General features: G+C 33.2%; 16 protein-coding genes. 5 read left to right on the forward strand and 11 right to left on the reverse strand.

The features are described from left to right. The first annotated feature begins 465 nt into the window (after nucleotides 1-465). Complete coding sequence (gene argS, locus O5O44_RS04285) at nucleotides 466-2,250, forward strand: arginine--tRNA ligase (RefSeq protein ID WP_289195855.1); 1,785 nt, start codon at nucleotides 466-468, stop codon at nucleotides 2,248-2,250. A 31-nt stretch (nucleotides 2,251-2,281) separates the two neighbouring features. Here the strand turns inward: argS and O5O44_RS04290 are convergent, their stop codons facing one another. The 3 genes from O5O44_RS04290 to O5O44_RS04300 form a co-directional block, all read right to left on the reverse strand. After that, entirely contained in the window at nucleotides 2,282-4,591 is a 2,310-nt protein-coding gene (locus O5O44_RS04290; protein ID WP_289195856.1) for a TonB-dependent receptor plug domain-containing protein, read from the reverse strand. Between the two features lie 37 nt (nucleotides 4,592-4,628). Continuing rightward, on the reverse strand, nucleotides 4,629-5,525 hold the full coding sequence (locus O5O44_RS04295) for a FecR family protein (RefSeq protein ID WP_289195857.1): 897 nt from the start codon (nucleotides 5,523-5,525) through the stop codon (nucleotides 4,629-4,631). 90 nt (nucleotides 5,526-5,615) lie between these two features. Continuing rightward, nucleotides 5,616-6,131: an RNA polymerase sigma factor gene (locus O5O44_RS04300; RefSeq protein ID WP_289195858.1), complete on the reverse strand. Its 516-nt coding sequence runs from the start codon at nucleotides 6,129-6,131 to the stop codon at nucleotides 5,616-5,618. Nucleotides 6,132-6,290: 159 nt separating this feature from the next. On the opposite strand from O5O44_RS04300, the gene O5O44_RS04305 reads away from it, so the two are divergent. The 4 genes from O5O44_RS04305 (at nucleotide 6,291) to O5O44_RS04320 (ending at nucleotide 11,811) form a co-directional block, all read left to right on the forward strand. Next, entirely contained in the window at nucleotides 6,291-8,039 is a 1,749-nt protein-coding gene (locus tag O5O44_RS04305; RefSeq protein WP_026009908.1) for a hypothetical protein, read from the forward strand. A gap of 735 nt (nucleotides 8,040-8,774) precedes the next feature. Beyond that, nucleotides 8,775-10,103: a signal recognition particle protein gene (ffh, locus tag O5O44_RS04310; protein ID WP_289195859.1), complete on the forward strand. Its 1,329-nt coding sequence runs from the start codon at nucleotides 8,775-8,777 to the stop codon at nucleotides 10,101-10,103. A gap of 72 nt (nucleotides 10,104-10,175) precedes the next feature. Continuing rightward, complete coding sequence (folD, locus tag O5O44_RS04315; protein ID WP_289195860.1) at nucleotides 10,176-11,054, forward strand: bifunctional methylenetetrahydrofolate dehydrogenase/methenyltetrahydrofolate cyclohydrolase FolD; 879 nt, start codon at nucleotides 10,176-10,178, stop codon at nucleotides 11,052-11,054. Nucleotides 11,055-11,082: 28 nt separating this feature from the next. Next, nucleotides 11,083-11,811, forward strand: a complete 729-nt coding sequence (locus tag O5O44_RS04320; RefSeq protein WP_289195861.1) for a YwaF family protein — start codon at nucleotides 11,083-11,085, stop codon at nucleotides 11,809-11,811. A gap of 4 nt (nucleotides 11,812-11,815) precedes the next feature. Here O5O44_RS04320 and O5O44_RS04325 read toward each other — a convergent pair whose 3' ends face one another. The 8 genes from O5O44_RS04325 to O5O44_RS04360 form a co-directional block, all read right to left on the reverse strand. Then, nucleotides 11,816-12,244 carry a VOC family protein gene (locus O5O44_RS04325; protein ID WP_289195862.1) on the reverse strand — a complete coding sequence of 143 codons (429 nt, stop codon included), beginning with the start codon at nucleotides 12,242-12,244 and terminating at the stop codon, nucleotides 11,816-11,818. Between the two features lie 43 nt (nucleotides 12,245-12,287). Beyond that, nucleotides 12,288-12,854 carry a hypothetical protein gene (locus O5O44_RS04330; protein ID WP_289195863.1) on the reverse strand — a complete coding sequence of 189 codons (567 nt, stop codon included), beginning with the start codon at nucleotides 12,852-12,854 and terminating at the stop codon, nucleotides 12,288-12,290. Nucleotides 12,855-12,926: 72 nt separating this feature from the next. Further along, complete coding sequence (gene rluF, locus O5O44_RS04335) at nucleotides 12,927-13,682, reverse strand: 23S rRNA pseudouridine(2604) synthase RluF (protein WP_289195864.1); 756 nt, start codon at nucleotides 13,680-13,682, stop codon at nucleotides 12,927-12,929. Between the two features lie 20 nt (nucleotides 13,683-13,702). Then, nucleotides 13,703-14,530 (reverse strand): alpha/beta hydrolase, encoded by an 828-nt coding sequence (locus O5O44_RS04340; RefSeq protein ID WP_289195865.1) that lies wholly within the window; start codon nucleotides 14,528-14,530, stop codon nucleotides 13,703-13,705. Between the two features lies 1 nt (nucleotide 14,531). Then, nucleotides 14,532-14,900, reverse strand: a complete 369-nt coding sequence (locus tag O5O44_RS04345; RefSeq protein WP_289195866.1) for a cupin domain-containing protein — start codon at nucleotides 14,898-14,900, stop codon at nucleotides 14,532-14,534. A 23-nt stretch (nucleotides 14,901-14,923) separates the two neighbouring features. Next, nucleotides 14,924-15,904: a YitT family protein gene (locus tag O5O44_RS04350; protein ID WP_019386315.1), complete on the reverse strand. Its 981-nt coding sequence runs from the start codon at nucleotides 15,902-15,904 to the stop codon at nucleotides 14,924-14,926. A gap of 12 nt (nucleotides 15,905-15,916) precedes the next feature. Further along, nucleotides 15,917-16,474 (reverse strand): hypothetical protein, encoded by a 558-nt coding sequence (locus tag O5O44_RS04355; RefSeq protein ID WP_289195867.1) that lies wholly within the window; start codon nucleotides 16,472-16,474, stop codon nucleotides 15,917-15,919. A 96-nt stretch (nucleotides 16,475-16,570) separates the two neighbouring features. Further along, nucleotides 16,571-18,115 (reverse strand): helicase HerA-like domain-containing protein, encoded by a 1,545-nt coding sequence (locus O5O44_RS04360; protein ID WP_289195868.1) that lies wholly within the window; start codon nucleotides 18,113-18,115, stop codon nucleotides 16,571-16,573. Nucleotides 18,116-18,169 lie beyond the last annotated feature (54 nt).

Raw genomic sequence — 18,169 nt, forward strand, 5'->3', positions numbered from 1 at the left:
AAATATTTGAGATAATAGCATTACCACGCAAAAGTTGAAAAAAGGATATTTAAAATCTAATTTCTGCGTTTTAATACCAATAAATTAGTTGAATGACTACAAAAAAAAATAGACTAAAATCGACGAATAGATTAACGGTAAAAATCATAGAAAAACGACACTTCTGTCGATGAAATGCAAAGTATTTTGTTATTAGTAATATTTTTGAATAGTCTGTACGAAATTCATTATAATTAATACAAAAGCAGGTAGTGTGCTTAATTATATTATGATATGAATAATATAAACACAAAAAAATTTGGTTTACTAAAAATGGATTTAATGAAGATCAATAATAAAAATTAAGCATCAAACTAATAATAAAGCAAAGTAGTTTTTCATGAGCTCTAATATAATCTTTTCAGTGTAAAAACGATTTTAAACTTGATTTAAAGTTCTATCTTTGCAGCCTTAAAAAAGAGTAAAATGAGCCTTCAAGACACTTTATCAAATGGCGTTAAACAAGCCGTGGATTCTAACTTTAATGTGAGTATAGATACTGTTGAATTTCAAGCAACAAGAAAAGAATTTGCGGGAGATATTACAGTTGTTATTTTTCCGATGCTTCGCCTTATAAAGGGCAATCCGGTTCAAATAGGAGAAACCATAGGTCATTTTTTAGTGGATAATATTGCTGAGGTAAAGGCATTCAACGTGGTAAAAGGCTTTTTAAATGTTGAAATTAGCGATGCGTATTATCTTGACTTTTTCAATAATATAAAACAAGAAAATACATTTGGTTTTATTTCGCCAAAGGCAGAAGAGAAGGCTGTTATGGTAGAGTATTCTTCACCTAACACGAATAAACCTTTGCATTTAGGACATATTCGTAATAATCTTTTAGGATATAGTGTTGCCGAAATTTTAAAGGCATCAGGGAAGAAAGTTTATAAAACTCAAATTATAAACGATCGAGGGATTCATATTTGTAAAAGTATGTTGGCTTGGAAACGTTTTGGAAATGGAGAAACTCCAGAAAGTACGGGCTTAAAAGGTGATAAGTTAGTAGGGAATTATTATGTAAAATTTGATAAAGAATACAAGAAAGAAATACAGGAATTAATGTCCCGAGGACTTTCTGAATCCGATGCTAAAAAACAGGCGCCAATTTTGATTGAAGCTCAAGACATGTTATTAAAATGGGAAGCTGGAGATGAAGAAACTGTTGGGTTATGGAAGAAAATGAACGGATGGGTTTACGCTGGTTTCGATGAAACATATAAAAATTTAGGAGTTGATTTTGATACCTTGTACTACGAGAGTAATACTTATTTATTAGGCAAAGAGTTTGTTGCTGAAGGCTTAGCTTCTGGTGTTTTTCATAAAGAAGAAGACGGATCTGTTTGGTGTGATTTAACCGAAGACGGACTTGATAAAAAAATAGTACAACGTGCCGATGGAACTGCTGTTTACATGACACAAGATATTGGTACAGCCATTCAAAGAATTAAAGATTTTCCTGATGTAGGAGGAATGGTTTATACTGTTGGGAATGAGCAAGATTATCATTTTCAGGTACTGTTTTTAATACTAAAAAAGTTAGGCTTTGAGTGGGCTAAAAACTTATATCACTTAAGCTATGGAATGGTAGATTTGCCAAGTGGAAAAATGAAAAGTAGAGAAGGTACAGTAGTTGATGCCGACGATTTAATTAATGATATGGCAACCACAGCTGAAGAAATTTCAGAAGAGCTAGGTAAACTCGATGGCTACTCCAAAGAAGAAAAAAAAGAATTGTATAAAACCATTGGTTTAGGTGCTTTAAAGTACTATATTTTAAAAGTTGACCCTAAAAAACGAATTTTATTTGACCCTAAAGAATCCATAGATTTTCAAGGAAATACGGGGCCTTTTATTCAATATACCTATGCTAGAATTCAATCGATTTTGCGAAAAGGCGACCTAGATAATGCAATTTCATGGAACTCAGTTGAAATGACGCTTCATTCAAAAGAAAAAGAACTTATAAAACAGATTCAATTATTTCCTGAAGTGGTTCAAAACGCTGCGGAGAACCATAGTCCAGCGTTAATTGCGAATTATACTTATGATTTGGTTAAGGAATTCAATTCTTTTTACCAAAATGTTTCCATTTTAGGAGCCGATAATGAAACTGAAAAGGTATTTAGAGTACAACTATCCCATGTGGTTGCAAACACTATAAAAAATAGTTTTGGATTGTTAGGTATTCAGGTTCCTGAACGTATGTAGATTTGAAGTTGTTTTTATATAAAATTTAAATTTAAAACTGAAGACGAAAACTCACATTTGGCGTGATGCCTAAAGATTTATTTTCAACGGTATTGATGTTATTGTTTTCACCTAAAGTGTAATAGGTATTAATGATGTTGTTTTTATTTAAAACATTCCAAATGGAAGCTCCTACAGTTGCACGCGAAGTTTTAGTAAAATCGAAAGCATAGGTAGCAGAACAATCAACTCTTAAATAATCTTCTAAATTGCTGCTATTTGGGGCGGTATAAACTATTTCATTATTAGTCGAGTTGTTATTAGAAATAGGCTCTGTATTAGGAATGCCGGTGTGCCAATTTAAGCCAGCAGCAAACTTAAAATCTTGGTTGGTATAGGTGCCTGCTAAAGTTAAAGCATGGGTTATGTCGGCATTATTTGGAAATTTTTTGCCGTCATTTAAGTTGTCAAACATATAGTTATTGGTACTGTATGAATACGAAATCCAACTGCTTACAACATCACTAAATTGTTTGTTTAAAAGCAAGTCTATACCTTTAATTTCATAACTTCCAACGCTATTCACAAACTGATATTGGTTTTGAAACCCTTGACTCCTAGTAGTAATGCCGTTTACTTTTTTGAGATAAGCTTCGATACTTATTAAAAATTCGTTTTTGTTAAAATGAACACCTGCAGATAGTTGTTTACTCTTTAAAACAGGAATGGGATGAATAACTTGGTTATCTGTTTCTATTACCGATTTATGGTTGTTTGAAAGCACCCAACGGCGTTTTTCAATGCCTAAAAAATCGTTTTGTAAATCTATAATTTGTGTTGTAGTTTGACTCTTAAATTCCCCTAAAACTTCAAATCTTAAATAATTTAAAAAGCGTTGTGAGAAGCTTAATCTAGGTTCAGCAAAAATCATATCAAATTTATTAATGTAATTTAATCGTCCGCCAATGGTTAGTTTAGTTCTTGCGTTTTTGGATAGATATCCAGTTTCAGCGTATAAGGCATGACTTCTTATCACCTCTCTAACAAAACTCCTAAATCTAGGATTATTAACATCTTCTAAATTACTAATACCCACTTCTGTAAATTGGTAACCACTATTTATTTTTAATTGATTATTTGCTTTATAATTAACATCAACTTTCGCAGAACCGTCATAAACTTCATTCTCTTGAATTAAGCGTTGGTTGTTTATAACATCAAAATTTGTGGCATCCAAATCGTAATTAGAAACATAAACTTGTGCAGTTGTAGATAATTTACTGTTCCAATCTCTTTTGTAAGTTAAACCAAGTGCTAAATTTTGCTGTGTGAGTTTACTGTTAAGGGCTTCATCTCTATCATTTACCGTTGATTGCTCATCATAATTTAAGCGATTATTTACATTTAAAAAATGAAGTCTAATCTTGTCTTTTTTGCTAATATCGTACAAGAATTTAGCAGCGATATCATAGAAATAAAAGGATTCATTTTGCGTAATAGAATTTGTTTCGCTTTTAGATTTTTCAAAATCAGAATCTTGAAAAATACGCTTAAAATATTGGTCGTAGGTTGCTGTATTAATTAAATCTGTTATTGAACGTCGAGTTGATAATTGCAGCTCTGTATTCGATGAAAGTGGTGCTTTAATATACCCATCGGCATTAATTAAATTAAAGCCAATGCCCGCATGAAATTTGTTGTCGATTTCATCTGGTAAATGCATGTCTATGATACTAGAAATACCATCCCCATATTTTGCACTGGTTCCGTTTTTATAAACATTAACCTGTTTGGTTGTATATGGATTGAATGCCGAAATTAATCCGAAAAAATGGCCAGATTGATACATTTTTATACCATCCCAAAGCAATAAATTCTGGTCGTGTGTGCCACCACGCACGTTTATGTTTGAAACCGTTTCATCTGCACTTAATACTCCAGGAATGGCTTGTATGGTTTGCAAAACATCTGGCTCAATTAGTCCTGGTAAAATTCCAAATTTTTCTGGTTTAATAGTTAAAGAACCGTCGTTTAGTTTAACAATACCAGAAGTTAAATACTTCGTTACAACAACAACGTCAAGGTTTTGAGTGATAAATTGAGGTTTATCATTTTTTCTAACCTTAATGACAACAAATTTGTTATCCAATAATTGAAAGTCTAGTGGTGTTGTTTGATTTAGAAACTCCAACATTTCTGCGATCGTAAAATCTTTATCGGGGGTAGTTACTAAGATTTCATTAACAGTGTCATCAACGTAAGAAAAACTAATGTCATAAATTTCAGAAAGTGTTTTTAAAACAACTGTAAGCGGTTGCTTTTCTTTTTGAATAATTTGTGCTTTTAAAGAGGCAACATTCAAAAAAAATACAGATATAATAATAGAAAAAATACAGTTTCTATTCACCTTTTAGTGTAATCGTATTATTTGATTTGCTATACGTTGCATGTAAAGGTAAGGTAATTGATTTTAAAGCCAAATCTATATTATCATGAGCAAAACTACCTGTAAACAACTGTGTAGAATCAATTCCAATTAAAGTAATATTAACATTATATTGTCTTTCAAATTCTGCAATCACCGTTTTGTAAGGCAGGCTTCTAAACGTACTAGCGTTATTTAACCACGAAGGCATGATGCGGTTTTCTTTTTCTTTAGCAATTGTTTTCCCATCAATAATTAAAAAACTGTCTCCAGGTTTTAATTTTGTTTCAATAGCATTATGGGTAACCCCAACTAGTCCTTCGTAGCAAATAACCTCAAAATAATTGTCCCGTTGTTTTACATTAAATTGAGTACCATAAACCGTAACGGTTCCTGATGCTGTTTTTACCTTAAAACTTGATCCTTTTGCAACTTTAAAAAAGGCTTCTCCATGAAGTTCTACTTCGCGTTCATGTTTCCATTCTTTTTTGTTGAATGCTAAATAGGATTTAGCGTTGAGGGAAACGCTTGATGCGTCTGGTAATTTTATTGTTGTTTTTTGTGCGTATTCTGTTGTTATTTTAGTATCTAAAGAAGTGGCGAAATAGTATAAACTAAAACATACAGCAAGTATAGCCGCAACACGCATCAACGGTTTAAACCAATTTGTTGACGTTTGCTTTTTAGTTTTTATAGCAGATAATACATGTTCTAATTCTGTAGAAGTATTGTAATTATCGGCTTTAAACCCTTGCAAGCTCTTGTGAAGCTTAACCAAATCATCATAGTCTTCAAGGTTTTTAAAGGCCTTAAGTTCCTGATCATTTAGGTTGTTATCTAACCATTTCGATATGAGTTCTTCTCTGTTCATGTTTTCTTATTCAATTATATAACAGCTAACTTTTATTTTTTCCTACCCTATGTCTAATTTTTTTTTTTTGTAGTGTTTGAATCTGAGACTTTACAACTCCTTAATATCTTTCCTCAATTTCGTCAATGCACCATAAATACGTTTTTCAACCGCCTTAGTCGAAATATCTAAAATTTCAGCTATTTCTTTAAATCGTTTGCCTTCAACACGGTTCATCATAAAAGCTTCACGTTGTGCATCTGTTAAGTTTGAAAGTGCTCTCTGTAATTTGTCGTTATATTCAGATTCCTGCATTAAAAATTCAGGATTCTCGTTTGTTGATGTTTTCGGCTTGGTTTGTTGATGTTTTAAAACCACTTTTTGGTGGGCGGTTTCATTCAACATTAAATTATTGGCAGTGGTAAACACAAAACTCTTTGCTTTTTCCGGCGTTACTTTGGCGCAATTTTCCCATAGCTTTATAAATGCTTCTTGTACTTTATCTTTCGGATTCAATAAATCGCCATACTTATAGTATAAAAAGTTATGTAAATCTTTAGCGTATTTATTAAAGATGGAAGAAAATAAGTGTTCTTCACAAATATTTTCATGTAGTTGTTTGCCCATTTATAGTATTGGTTAATGCCACTAAAATAGGGCTTTTTGCAATTTAGTACTGGTAGCTAAGAAAATATTTTTCAAAATTTTTTCAAAAGGAGGGTAGGAATTTTTGAAGTTATCCTGTTTTATATTCAAAATGCTATGTATAACCCAAAATCACTTATCATGAAAACTAATTTAAAGACTTTATTACTAATTCCTTTTTTTGCTCTTTTATTATTCACATCTTGTCAAGATGAAGTTATCGATATAACTCCAGCTGAAGATAGTGAAGCCCTAACTGCCGAATCTGAGCTTACCAGCTTAATGTTTTCCACTTCTATCATGGACGGATCTGCTGATAATATTATCGATAATGCCAGCTGCACGTCTGTTAAATTGCCTATTACCGTTATTGTTAACGGTTTAGAGATTTATATAGACTCTAGAGAAGACTTCGCAGTTATCGAAGCTATCTTTAAAGAATTTGACGATGATGAAGATGATCTAGAAATAGTATTCCCTATTACTATTATTCTATCGAATCATGAAGAAATTGTTATCGAAAATCGCGATGCTTTGGAAGAATTAATTGAAGATTGTAGAGGCGAAAACGAAGATGATGATGATATAGAATGTATCGATTTTCATTACCCAATTTCATTTTCAGTATTCAATACAGACTTTCAAATTATTGATGTTGTAACTATTGAAAACGACCGTCAGTTATACCGTTTTTTAAAGCGTGTTAAAAATGCCGAAGTTATTGCAAGTCTTAATTTTCCAATAACTTTAGAGTATGCCGATGGTACAACCGTGCAGGTTAATAACAACCAAGAATTAGCCAGAACAATTAAAGAGGCTAAAGACGCTTGCGATGAAGATGATGATAACGACTATGGCGACGACGATTTTACTAAAGAACGATTAGATAAATATTTAGTAGCATGTCCGTGGGTAGTTTACGAATTTAAAAGAAATGATGTCAATCTTTCAGACCAATACAACCAGTACGCACTAAACTTTAAAGAAGATGGTGTTGTTGTAATGCGTGCAAGAAATGGCGATATGTTAACAGGTACTTGGACTACAAGAGTTACTAATAGAGGTGCTCTTTTAAAATTAGAATTTGAAACATTAGCAGATTTCACTTTAGAATGGATTGTTTACGATATTGAAGATGGCAAAATTAAAATCTATGAAGTTGGAGGAAATCGTATTATCCTAAAAAGAAATTGTGATATAATTTTCGACATCACAAAAGAGCGTATCGAAAACTTTTTACAAGAATGTTTATGGAGAATTGCCCGATTACATGTTAATGGAACAGATAACGAAAAAGATTATATCGGTACACCACTTAAGTTTTACGAAAACAATGTAGTTAAGCTACGTGTAAACGGCGAGTTAGTGGTTGGAACTTACGAAATAGGTGTTCGTAGTGCAGGTTTTACACTTCAAATAACCCTTGAAGGGAGACCAGATTTAAAATTAGAATGGTTAATTACGTTCTTAGAAAATGATTTAATTAAGCTAGAGAATGTCAACAATCAAATGATTTTAAAGAGACATTGTCCTGATTCTGACGACGACTTAACTTATGTAGATGCCGTATTAGTTAACGGACTATGGGAAGTTGCGCTTTACGAAGACGCCAGCGGAAATTTAACAGATTACTATTACATGTACACTCTAGATTTCAGAGAAACTGGTAGAATAGTAGTAACAGATCCTAATAACGGTATAAGCAATGGTTCTTGGTTAGCATACAGAAACGATGGTTTAAAACTAGGTATGTATTTCGGAAACAACGAACCATTCGGAACATTAAACCACCGTTGGTCAGTAAAAGAAATCACTCCAGAAAGAATTGAATTAAAAGATTTCAGTGCTAATGGCGAAGTAGAACGCGTCCTAGTGCTAGAAAAGAAATAAACCCACATGTTTGGTTAAAAGCAAAACTTAATTTTCGGTTGGTTAGGTTAATTAATAGAATTTGCTTTTACAAAGGCTGTCATCCCCAAATGGCAGCCTTTTTTTATTTGGGCGCCTGCCTGCCGGTAGGCAGGTTACCACAAGGGTCGGGCTTTCCGCTACAAGTTTTGGCTCGATGCGCACCTCACCAAAAGCTATTCACTACAATCCCTAACGCGGGCTCGTTTGCAGTAAGTAGTTTATAGGTACAGGTTTATTTGCCATATTTAATAAAATTATGATTTAGAGCTAATACAATCAGCTAGTAAATAGTAAAGTCCTAAATCAATTTTTAAAAAATTGAATTTTGAAATGCAGAATATAAAAATCAAATCGTTAAAAATTTTTGAAACCTTGGAAAAAAATTAGATTTTATTTTTGGTTTTTTTTTGACGCCACAAAAGAAAAATTCCTCATTTCAATATGATTTTTTGGTTCGTTTTGCATCAAGGCAAAATGAACATAATAAACAAAATATCTATTTTAATAATATTCAAGTTTAATTAAATCCAAAAATACTCAGCTAATAAAAAGTAAAGTGTATTAAATGCAAAGCTTTTAAAGTAATACAACTTCAAAGTAAAACCCCATTTCAACCCCATAAAAACAAAATATTTAGTTATTTTTGCATCTTTAAAACGCAATCATACAAGGCTTATAGCAACTAGCAAATGGCCTTCAGAATATTTAAAGACTATGTTCAATAATTTAAGTGATAAATTAGATAAAGCCTTACACGTACTTAAAGGCCACGGAAGCATTACAGAAGTTAACGTTGCCGAAACACTAAAAGAAGTGAGACGTGCGCTTTTAGATGCCGATGTTAACTTTAAAATTGCTAAAGATTTTACCAATAAGGTGAAAGAAAAAGCACTGGGTCAAAACGTGTTAACTACGTTGCAACCAGGTCAATTAATGGTTAAAATCGTTAAAGACGAGTTAACCCAACTTATGGGTGGCGATGCCGAAGGATTAAACCTATCTGGTACGCCTAGCGTTATACTCATGTCTGGCTTGCAAGGTTCTGGTAAAACCACATTTTCTGGTAAACTAGCCAATTATCTAAAAAATAAAAAAACAAAGAAACCTTTATTAGTAGCTTGTGATGTGTATCGTCCTGCAGCAATCGATCAATTACATGTAGTTGGAGAACAAATAGGCGTAGAGGTATTTAGCGATAAAGGCAATAACGATCCTGTTGCCATTTCTCAAGCCGCAATTGCTCATGCTAAAGCCAACGGATTTAATGTGGTTATAATAGATACCGCAGGTCGTTTAGCAGTAGATGAAGCAATGATGACCGAAATATCTAACATCCATAAAGCGGTAAATCCACAAGAAACTTTGTTTGTTGTAGATTCTATGACCGGGCAAGATGCTGTAAATACAGCAAAAGCATTTAATGACGTCCTTAATTTTGACGGGGTTATCCTAACCAAATTAGATGGTGATACTCGTGGTGGAGCTGCTATTTCCATTAAATCTGTAGTTAATAAACCCATAAAATTTATTGGTACAGGTGAGAAAATGGAAGCGATTGATGTGTTCTATCCTGCACGTATGGCCGATCGTATTTTGGGTATGGGAGACGTTGTTTCTTTAGTAGAACGTGCTCAAGAACAATTTGATGAAGAAGAAGCGCGTAAGCTTCAAAAGAAAATAGCCAAAAACCAATTTGGGTTTGATGATTTCTTAAAACAAATTCAGCAAATCAAAAAAATGGGAAACATGAAAGACCTTATGGGTATGATTCCTGGTGCTGGTAAAATGTTAAAAGATGTAGATATCGATGATGATGCTTTTAAAGGAATTGAAGCTATAATCCACTCCATGACTCCAAAAGAAAGAAGCAATCCTAGTATTATTAATTCCAGCAGAAAACAACGTATTGGTAAAGGGTCGGGTACATCTGTACAACAGGTAAATCAGTTGCTAAAGCAGTTCAACCAAATGAGCAAAATGATGAAAATGATGCAAGGTGGTGGCGGTAAAAAGATGATGCAAATGATGAAGAATATGCGATAATCTTTAAAAAATAATAATTAAATAAAGTTCAATTTTGCTAGAAGCCAAAGGCCAATAGCTAATAGCCATAAAATGATAATCTTAGACGGTAAAAAAGTAAGTAACGATATTAAAGAAGAAATCGCTGAACATGTAAAATCAATGATTTCAAAAGGCGAACAAGTTCCACATCTTGCGGCAATTCTTGTGGGGTCAGATGGTGCAAGTATGACCTATGTAAACGCAAAAGTAAAAGCTTGTCAGCGCATCGGTTTTAACTCCACGCTTATAGAATTACCAGAATACACCTCAGAAGAAGAATTACTTCAAAAAATACATGAGTTAAATACCAATAATGATATTGATGGGTTTATAGTTCAATTACCATTGCCAAAACAAATTGATGAGCAAAAGGTTTTAATGGCAATAGATCCCAATAAAGATGTAGATGGGTTTCATCCTGTAAACGTTGGAAGAATGACTTTAGATTTGCCGACTTTTTTACCAGCAACGCCTTATGGTATTATGGAGCTACTAGAAAGATATCAAATTGAAACTTCAGGAAAAAATGTAGTGGTTTTAGGGCGTAGCCATATTGTAGGTCGTCCAATGAGCATTCTTATGAGCCAGAAACGAAAAGCAGGAGATGCTACCGTTACTGTGGTTCATAGTCGTTCAAAAAACCTAGAAGCTATAACTAAAGAAGCAGATATTATTGTGGCAGCCATTGGGATTTCAGAATTCTTAACTGGCGATATGGTAAAAGAAGATGTTGTTATTATTGATGTTGGTATTACGCGAGTTCCTGATGCTACTAAAAAGAATGGTTACAGGCTAGCTGGAGATGTGCATTTTGAAAGTGTAAGCCAAAAAGCGAGCTACATAACTCCAGTTCCTGGAGGTGTTGGCCCGATGACTATAGCTATGCTGCTTAAAAACACATTACTGGCAAGAGAAAGACACAACAAATAGATATTATTATATTTAATTAAATTGCATTATGAGTTTTATAATTTATAATGCATTTTTTTTGTTTAATAGGGTAGTTATTGGAAGCAAAGAGCATATGTTACCAATAGTATTTGCGGTTCTTTTTGCAGTTCTTTTTATTAAATACGCTAAACGCAATTTGAACCAAAAACAGCAAAATAGAACTATACACATTTTCGCATGTGTTATTAGTTTGGTTGTTGTTGGTTTTCACATGCACAAAATAAGCCTTGGTAATTATAATATAACAACCGATTTACCCTTGTATTTATGCAGTTTGTTAGGTTTAGTAATTCCTGTTTTTACATATTACAGGAAATACTGGATGTACGAAGTTTTACTTTTTTGGATTATAGGTGGCACATTGCAAGCCGTTTTAACTCCAGATATCGCGTTAGGATTTCCTAGTTTTGATTATTTCAGATATTGGGTTGTTCATCTAGGACTTTTAATTGTAATTTTTTACGTGACTTATGTTTTAAACATGCAGCCGAAATTAAAGAGTGTATTTAAATCGTTTTTTGCATTACAACTTTATGTGATAATAATGATTGCAGTAAATTATATGCTCGACGCCAATTATTTTTACCTTAATGAAAAGCCTCAGTCGGCTTCATTGCTAGATTATTTTGGAGATTGGCCCTGGTATATTCTCGTGGGTCAAATTATAATAATACCGTTGTTTTTATTAATCTATTTGCCTTTTTACTTGGCAAAAAATAATCAAAAGAAGAACTGATGTTTTATTTGGCAAACAACTGATTCATATCCTTAAAAGCTTTAAACTCCAAAGCATTTCCTGAAGGGTCATAAAAAAACATAGTGGCTTGTTCACCAACTAAACCTTCAAACCTAGTATAAGGCTTGATTATAAATTCAATATTCTTGCTTTTTAAATCTTCCGCGAAAGCATGAAAAATATCCCAAGATAAAACTACGCCAAAGTGTGGAACAGGAACGTCTTTACCATCTACAGGATTGGTATGTAAATCTGTTTTGCTTTCTTTAGGTTTGTAGTGAATTACTAGTTGATGCCCAAAGAAATTAAAGTCTACCCAATGGTCGCTACTTCGCCCTTCTTCACAACCTAAAACATCTCTATAAAACGTTCTACATGTATTTAAATTATAAACAGGAATGGCTAGGTGAAAAGGAGAAACGGCTTCTTTCATTTTATCGTTAAATTTTTAAAATAAAGATAAGATTATAAAATGTTTACTTCTTTTTTCTGGTACAATTTATTTTCCAAGTCGGAAATACGACGCTTTCGGTTTTATCAACCCATTCTCCAATCCATTTATAACCGGATTCATTCATGTCGTAAAAAGTTAATCTAAAAAAACCTTCCATTCCATTTGGAGCTTTTTGTTCTCGATACAAAACAATTTTATCCTCTTTTTTGTTGCCTTCCCAAGTTGGCAATGTTGTTGATGGTGTTTTTGAAGAATACCAATGTACATACCACCGACTACTATCGGCAACAAACTGACGAACACTTCCTGAATGACCACCATCTGCTTTCAAGGTTTCATCTTGTACAGCAGTGCCGTTCAATATGTATTTCCAACGCCATAACATGTCTATTTCTTCGCTCCAGCTTCCATCTTGATTTCTGGTACTTGACTTACAATCGCATTCGCCAATCATAAAACTAAAATCTGTTATTTGTTGAGGCGCTTCAGGATTTGGTCTTCCAAAAGGATAGTCCTTAGATGGTTCATATTCATACTGTGCAAAGGCCGAAAATGATAAGAAAAACAGGAGTAAAGTAGAAATTCGCATAATTAACTTTTTTTAAAGTTAATTAAGAAGGTGTTATTTATTAAAGGATTTGTGAATAAATTAACAGGATGCTTAGCGATTAGTTTTGTTGTTTTTTAAGTAAGTTTTTGTTGAATCTTCTAATAATTTATTCAGTTCTTTGAATTCTTCTTTAGTCAATTCACGGTATTCGCCAATTGGTGTATCCAACTTAATATTCATTATTCTAACGCGTTTTAAGGTTTGCACATCGTAGTTTAAATAGTCGCACATGCGTCTAATTTGACGGTTCAAACCTTGGGTTAAAATAATTCTGAATGAATATGTGCTCAATTTATCAACCTTACATTTTTTGGTCGTCTTATTTAAATCGGCAAGTGGAATTCCACCAGACATACGTTCAATAAATGTTTGTGATATGGGCTTATCTACAGTAACAATATATTCTTTTTCGTGGTTGTTACTAGCTCTTAGAATTTTGTTTACTATATCGCCATCATCTGTTAAAAGTATTAAGCCTTCACTCGGTTTATCTAACCGGCCAATAGGGAAAATTCGTTTCGGATAGTTAATAAAATCTATAATATTGTCTTTTTCAACGCTGGTATCTGTAGTGCAAACAATACCAACAGGCTTGTTAAATGCCAAATAAACAAAAGTGTCTTTGGTGTTTTTTATGACTTCACCATCAACAGCAACAACATCATCTGGAGTAATTTTAGTTCCCATTTCTGGTACAACGCCATTAATGGTTACTCGTCCAGCATCTATGAGCTTATCGGCTTCTCTTCGAGAGCAATACCCAACTTCACTTAAAAATTTGTTGATACGTTTTAATTCTTCTGCCATGGCTCAAAAATACAATAAACTTATGCGTTTAAAAATTCTAAAATGTAATTATATATGGTTTCATTTTTAAGTCCGTGGCCATAACCTTTGGTTGTAATTAATTTTGAATTTGAATAGTGTTTTTCAAAATCTAATGCATCGCTGTAAGGTATAATTTTATCTTTTTTATCGTGAATGATTAATCCTTCTGCGTTAATTTCTGCTGAAAATTTTGCAGCTGAATAATATTCGGGTAAGTGATTGTATTTTTTAAGTACATATTGATTCATGGCATTTATAACGCTTTCATTATATCCCATCATGTTTGAATACCTTTTAAAAACACCAAGGAAGTTTGAAGGCGCACCAAGTAGAATCATTTTTTTTATGGAAGATATCTGATATTTATGCTGAAAAAATACGGTTGCCATTCCTCCCACGGAATGCCCAATAACACAATGTGGTTGGAATTTCTTTGCAACTAAATGAATACATTCAGAGTAGAGTAGTGCATTAAATAATTTGCCAGAAGAATTGCCATGCGCAGGCGCGTCAATAGCAACCACATTATAGCCTGATTCCCTTAAAATATGAATTAGATCTTCCCATCTGGAGGTGTTGCTTTCCCATCCGTGTGCAAGCAAAATGGTTTCATTATTACCCTCCCAATGATAGGTAGCAATTTTAATACCTTCGAAGTCTAAAACATCTCTTATAGCAGATTTTAAAAATGCAGCATTTAATCCTTTCAATCGGCCTTTTTGGGGCGAAGAGAAAAAATGAATGGCTATTCTTGATGCTAAGTTTGGCGAAAAAAAGCTTATTAGGTTTAATACCGAACCAATAGTTTTTAATAGTCTTTGGTTCATATTATTCTTCTCTATTTACTAAATCCATAGAAAAAGCGGGAAGACAAATAGCGATATACTCGCAGACTTCAGTAAATGGGTTGGAATATTGAACACGTGTATTTTTTTCAATTTTAATAGATTGTCCTGCTTCTAAAACCACAGTTTCGCCTTCTATTATAAATTGCTTTCTTCCTCTGATTATGAAAGTATATTCGTCAAATTCTGGTGTTTGAAAAGGCTCACTCCATCCTGCTGGAGCTTTCATATGCGCAATGCTAATTTGAGAATCACCGTTAGTGGTATTTCCAAAATGTTCTTTTATTATTTTGCCATCTGTTGTAGGTACAACAAAAGGGTTATTTTGAATGGTAAATTTTTTATGAGACATAAATTCGTGTTATGTAATCGTATTTAGTGTTCGTCTTTTAAAGGTTTCTTCTTTATCATACCACCTTTAAGATCTTTTACAACACCCATTATTATAAAGGCATTTTTATCAATTTTGTCAATTTCTGTTTGAAGTTTAGCTAATTCCAAACGCGTAATTACCGTATAGATAATATCTTTCTCGTAACTTTCACCGCTACTACCATAACCGCCTCTTCCTGCATAAATAGTACAAGCGCGTCGTAATTTTTTTGTGAGTGTTAATCTTAATTCTTCGTGTTTCTCTGAAATTATGGTAACCCCTACGTATTCTTCAACGCCGTCAACCACAAAATCAACTGTTCTACCAGCAACGAGGTATGTTAAGATGGCATAAAGCGCAATTTCAATTGAAAGAATATAGGCACCCACCGAAAAAATCAAGATATTTATAATTAATAAAACATCGCCAATGGTAAGGGATAATTTTCGAGCTAAATAAATGGCTAAAACCTCAGTTCCATCAATAACGCTGCCACCTCGCATAGACATTCCAATACCCAAACCTAAAAAGAAACCACCAAAAACAGCAATAAGTAATTTGTCTTCAGTAATTATTGGGTAGTTTACAAAATGAACTACTATAGCCAGAAACGCAATAGCAACAATACTTTTAATAGCAAACTTTTTTCCAATTGTTTTTGAAGCTAAAAATATAAACGGTAAGTTAACTAGTATTAGTAAAATCCCTAATTGAATTGAGGTTGTATTTTCTAAAAGTAGCGAAATACCAGTAGCGCCGCCATCTATAAATTTATTAGGTAGTAAAAAGCCTTTTAAACCAAACCCTGCTGAAAACACCCCAATAATTATAAAAATATACTCCTTTATGGCATGTGCAATTTCAACTTGAAGGTTTCTAACTAATGGCACTATTTGCTTTTTGCTTATAGGCTTATTAGTTTGCTTTTTTTCAAGCTGCTTTCTTGCAATGTCGATTAATATTTTTGAAAATAATGGATTCAAATTATTCTGGTATTAGTAATTCCAATTAACAAAAAAGTATTTCACTTTAGCGTCATCTGGAATATGTGTGGGTTCAAATTTTAAGTTCATATCAAATCTTAGATTCGCTGGAAGTTCTTTTTTATCTATAGTAAAATTCGAATTAATCTCATCTACTGCAATAACTATGGAGTTGATGAGGTTGCTAATTCTAGATATTTTATAGTTGCTGTTAATATCTTTAAAAGTACTAATTACGCTAATATTTTTATTTGTTTTAAAACGATCGTCAAGTATACGAACACTTCCAATAGTTGAGGTAGAGTCTAAAGCTTGTTTTGGTGTTAGGGTTAATAATTTTTTACCTCCTTTTTCAAATATTTCTATGTTATTGATATTGCCTGTAAACTCATCGCCACTAATAAATTTAACAATCGAGTCGTTCACGTAGATATTTTTTAATTCTTTTACTTGCGTTGAATCTGTTAGCAAGCCCACGTGCTGCTTACCAATTTCAAAAGGATTCTGCTCTTTTTTGCAACTTGAAAAGAGAACAGAAATTAATATAATGCTTATAAAAAATTTATTCATTGATTGAGTTATATTCAATATTAGGGTATTCAACAGGTAGCTTTAGCACTATTAGTTGAACGAATGAAATTAAAAATTTTAGAGCCAATTTTAAGGCTATTTCTTCATGACTTTAGTTAAAATACCAAACACGCTGCGAATAAATGTGGCACTTGTTAAGACTTTAACAACAGGATTCATGGCAGTACTACGACGACGTGTAGAAGTTTTTGCTTTGGCTTTAGACTCAGCTTTTTTAAGAGCTTCTTTCTCTTTACGAGCTTTCTCTTTAGCTTCATCAGCTTCAGCCTGTTTGATTTTTTCATTCAGCATTTCGTAAGCACTATCCCTATCAATGGTTTCGTTGTATTTCTTCACCATTTTAGAAATCGAGAGTAAGGTATTTAATTCAGCATCGGTTAAAACATCCATTCTACTCATTGGAGCGCGCATCATGGTGGCTGCAAGAGGTGTTGGGCGCCCTTTTTCATCTAAGGCAGAAACCAACGCTTCACCAATTCCTAAAGAGGTTAAAACCTCTGCTGTATCATAATACTCAGAGTCAGGATAATTTTGCGCTGTTAATTTTATGGCTTTTCTATCTTTTGCTGTAAAGGCTCTTAAAGCATGTTGTATTTTTAAACCGAGTTGTCCTAAAACTGCTTCAGGAACATCGGTTGGGTTTTGAGTTACAAAATACAAGCCAACACCTTTACTTCTTATCAGTTTAACGATACTTTCAATTTGGTTTAATAGTGCTTTCGAGGCTTCATTAAAAATTAAATGGGCTTCATCTATAAACAGAATAAGTTCTGGACGATCACTGTCTCCTTGCTCAGGAAATGTAGAATAAATTTCAGCCAATAAACTTAACATGAACGTTGAAAACAGTTTCGGGCGATCTTGAATATCAGTAAGTCTCAAGATATTGATGTAACCACGTCCGTCATCATCAACTCTAAGTAAGTCTTGCGTATCGAAAGAGGTTTCTCCAAAAAACAAATCGGCCCCTTGTTGTTCTAATTCAACTACTTTTCTAAGTATCGCACCAGTTGAAGCTGTTGAAATTCTTCCGTATGCTTCGCTAAACTCTGCTTTTCCTTCTTGAGTAGCAAATTGTAAAATCTTTTTAAAATCTTTTAAATCTAAAAGCGGTAATTTGTTATCATCACAATATTGAAAAATAACAGCAACAACACCAGATTGCGCTTCAGATAAATCTAAAATCCTAGAAAGTAATACTGGACCAAATTCACTTACAGTTGCTCTTAATCGAACGCCATCTTGTTCAGAAAGGGTTAAAATTTCAACTGGAAACGGTTTAGCTTCAAAAGGAAGTCCTATTTTTTCATGGCGCTCATCAATTTTAGGATGCCCAGGGCTTGGTTGGGCTAAACCACTCAAATCACCTTTGATATCCATTAATAATACTGGAATACCTTTATCGCTTAAATTTTCAGCTAAAACTTGTAAAGATTTTGTCTTTCCAGTACCAGTGGCACCAGCAATTAAACCATGTCTGTTCATGGTTTTTAAAGGAATCTTTACATGTGCTCCGGTAACAGTTTCACCATCTAACATGGCGGCACCAACAGGAATATAATCGCCTTTTGTGGTATTGCCTTCAGTAATGTATTTAAAAAAAGTTTCCTTCCTATCCATGTATTCTAATTTTGCCTAAAAATACACGAAAAATGAACAAGAAAAAAATATCTA

Origin of the sequence: Algibacter luteus (assembly GCF_030344935.1) — a bacterium.
In the GTDB taxonomy this organism is placed as follows: domain Bacteria; phylum Bacteroidota; class Bacteroidia; order Flavobacteriales; family Flavobacteriaceae; genus Arenitalea; species Arenitalea lutea.

What these genes read in the sequence shown, in the direction of transcription:
- argS (WP_289195855.1), top strand. Translation starts at nt 466, where the DNA reads ATGAGCCTTCAAGACACTTTATCAAATGGCGTTAAACAAGCCGTGGAT.
- O5O44_RS04295 (WP_289195857.1), bottom strand. Translation starts at nt 5,525, where the DNA reads ATGAACAGAGAAGAACTCATATCGAAATGGTTAGATAACAACCTAAAT.
- O5O44_RS04300 (WP_289195858.1), bottom strand. Translation starts at nt 6,131, where the DNA reads ATGGGCAAACAACTACATGAAAATATTTGTGAAGAACACTTATTTTCT.
- O5O44_RS04305 (WP_026009908.1), top strand. Translation starts at nt 6,291, where the DNA reads ATGAAAACTAATTTAAAGACTTTATTACTAATTCCTTTTTTTGCTCTT.
- ffh (WP_289195859.1), top strand. Translation starts at nt 8,775, where the DNA reads ATGTTCAATAATTTAAGTGATAAATTAGATAAAGCCTTACACGTACTT.
- folD (WP_289195860.1), top strand. Translation starts at nt 10,176, where the DNA reads ATGATAATCTTAGACGGTAAAAAAGTAAGTAACGATATTAAAGAAGAA.
- O5O44_RS04320 (WP_289195861.1), top strand. Translation starts at nt 11,083, where the DNA reads ATGAGTTTTATAATTTATAATGCATTTTTTTTGTTTAATAGGGTAGTT.
- O5O44_RS04325 (WP_289195862.1), bottom strand. Translation starts at nt 12,244, where the DNA reads ATGAAAGAAGCCGTTTCTCCTTTTCACCTAGCCATTCCTGTTTATAAT.
- O5O44_RS04330 (WP_289195863.1), bottom strand. Translation starts at nt 12,854, where the DNA reads ATGCGAATTTCTACTTTACTCCTGTTTTTCTTATCATTTTCGGCCTTT.
- rluF (WP_289195864.1), bottom strand. Translation starts at nt 13,682, where the DNA reads ATGGCAGAAGAATTAAAACGTATCAACAAATTTTTAAGTGAAGTTGGG.
- O5O44_RS04340 (WP_289195865.1), bottom strand. Translation starts at nt 14,530, where the DNA reads ATGAACCAAAGACTATTAAAAACTATTGGTTCGGTATTAAACCTAATA.
- O5O44_RS04345 (WP_289195866.1), bottom strand. Translation starts at nt 14,900, where the DNA reads ATGTCTCATAAAAAATTTACCATTCAAAATAACCCTTTTGTTGTACCT.
- O5O44_RS04355 (WP_289195867.1), bottom strand. Translation starts at nt 16,474, where the DNA reads ATGAATAAATTTTTTATAAGCATTATATTAATTTCTGTTCTCTTTTCA.
- O5O44_RS04360 (WP_289195868.1), bottom strand. Translation starts at nt 18,115, where the DNA reads ATGGATAGGAAGGAAACTTTTTTTAAATACATTACTGAAGGCAATACC.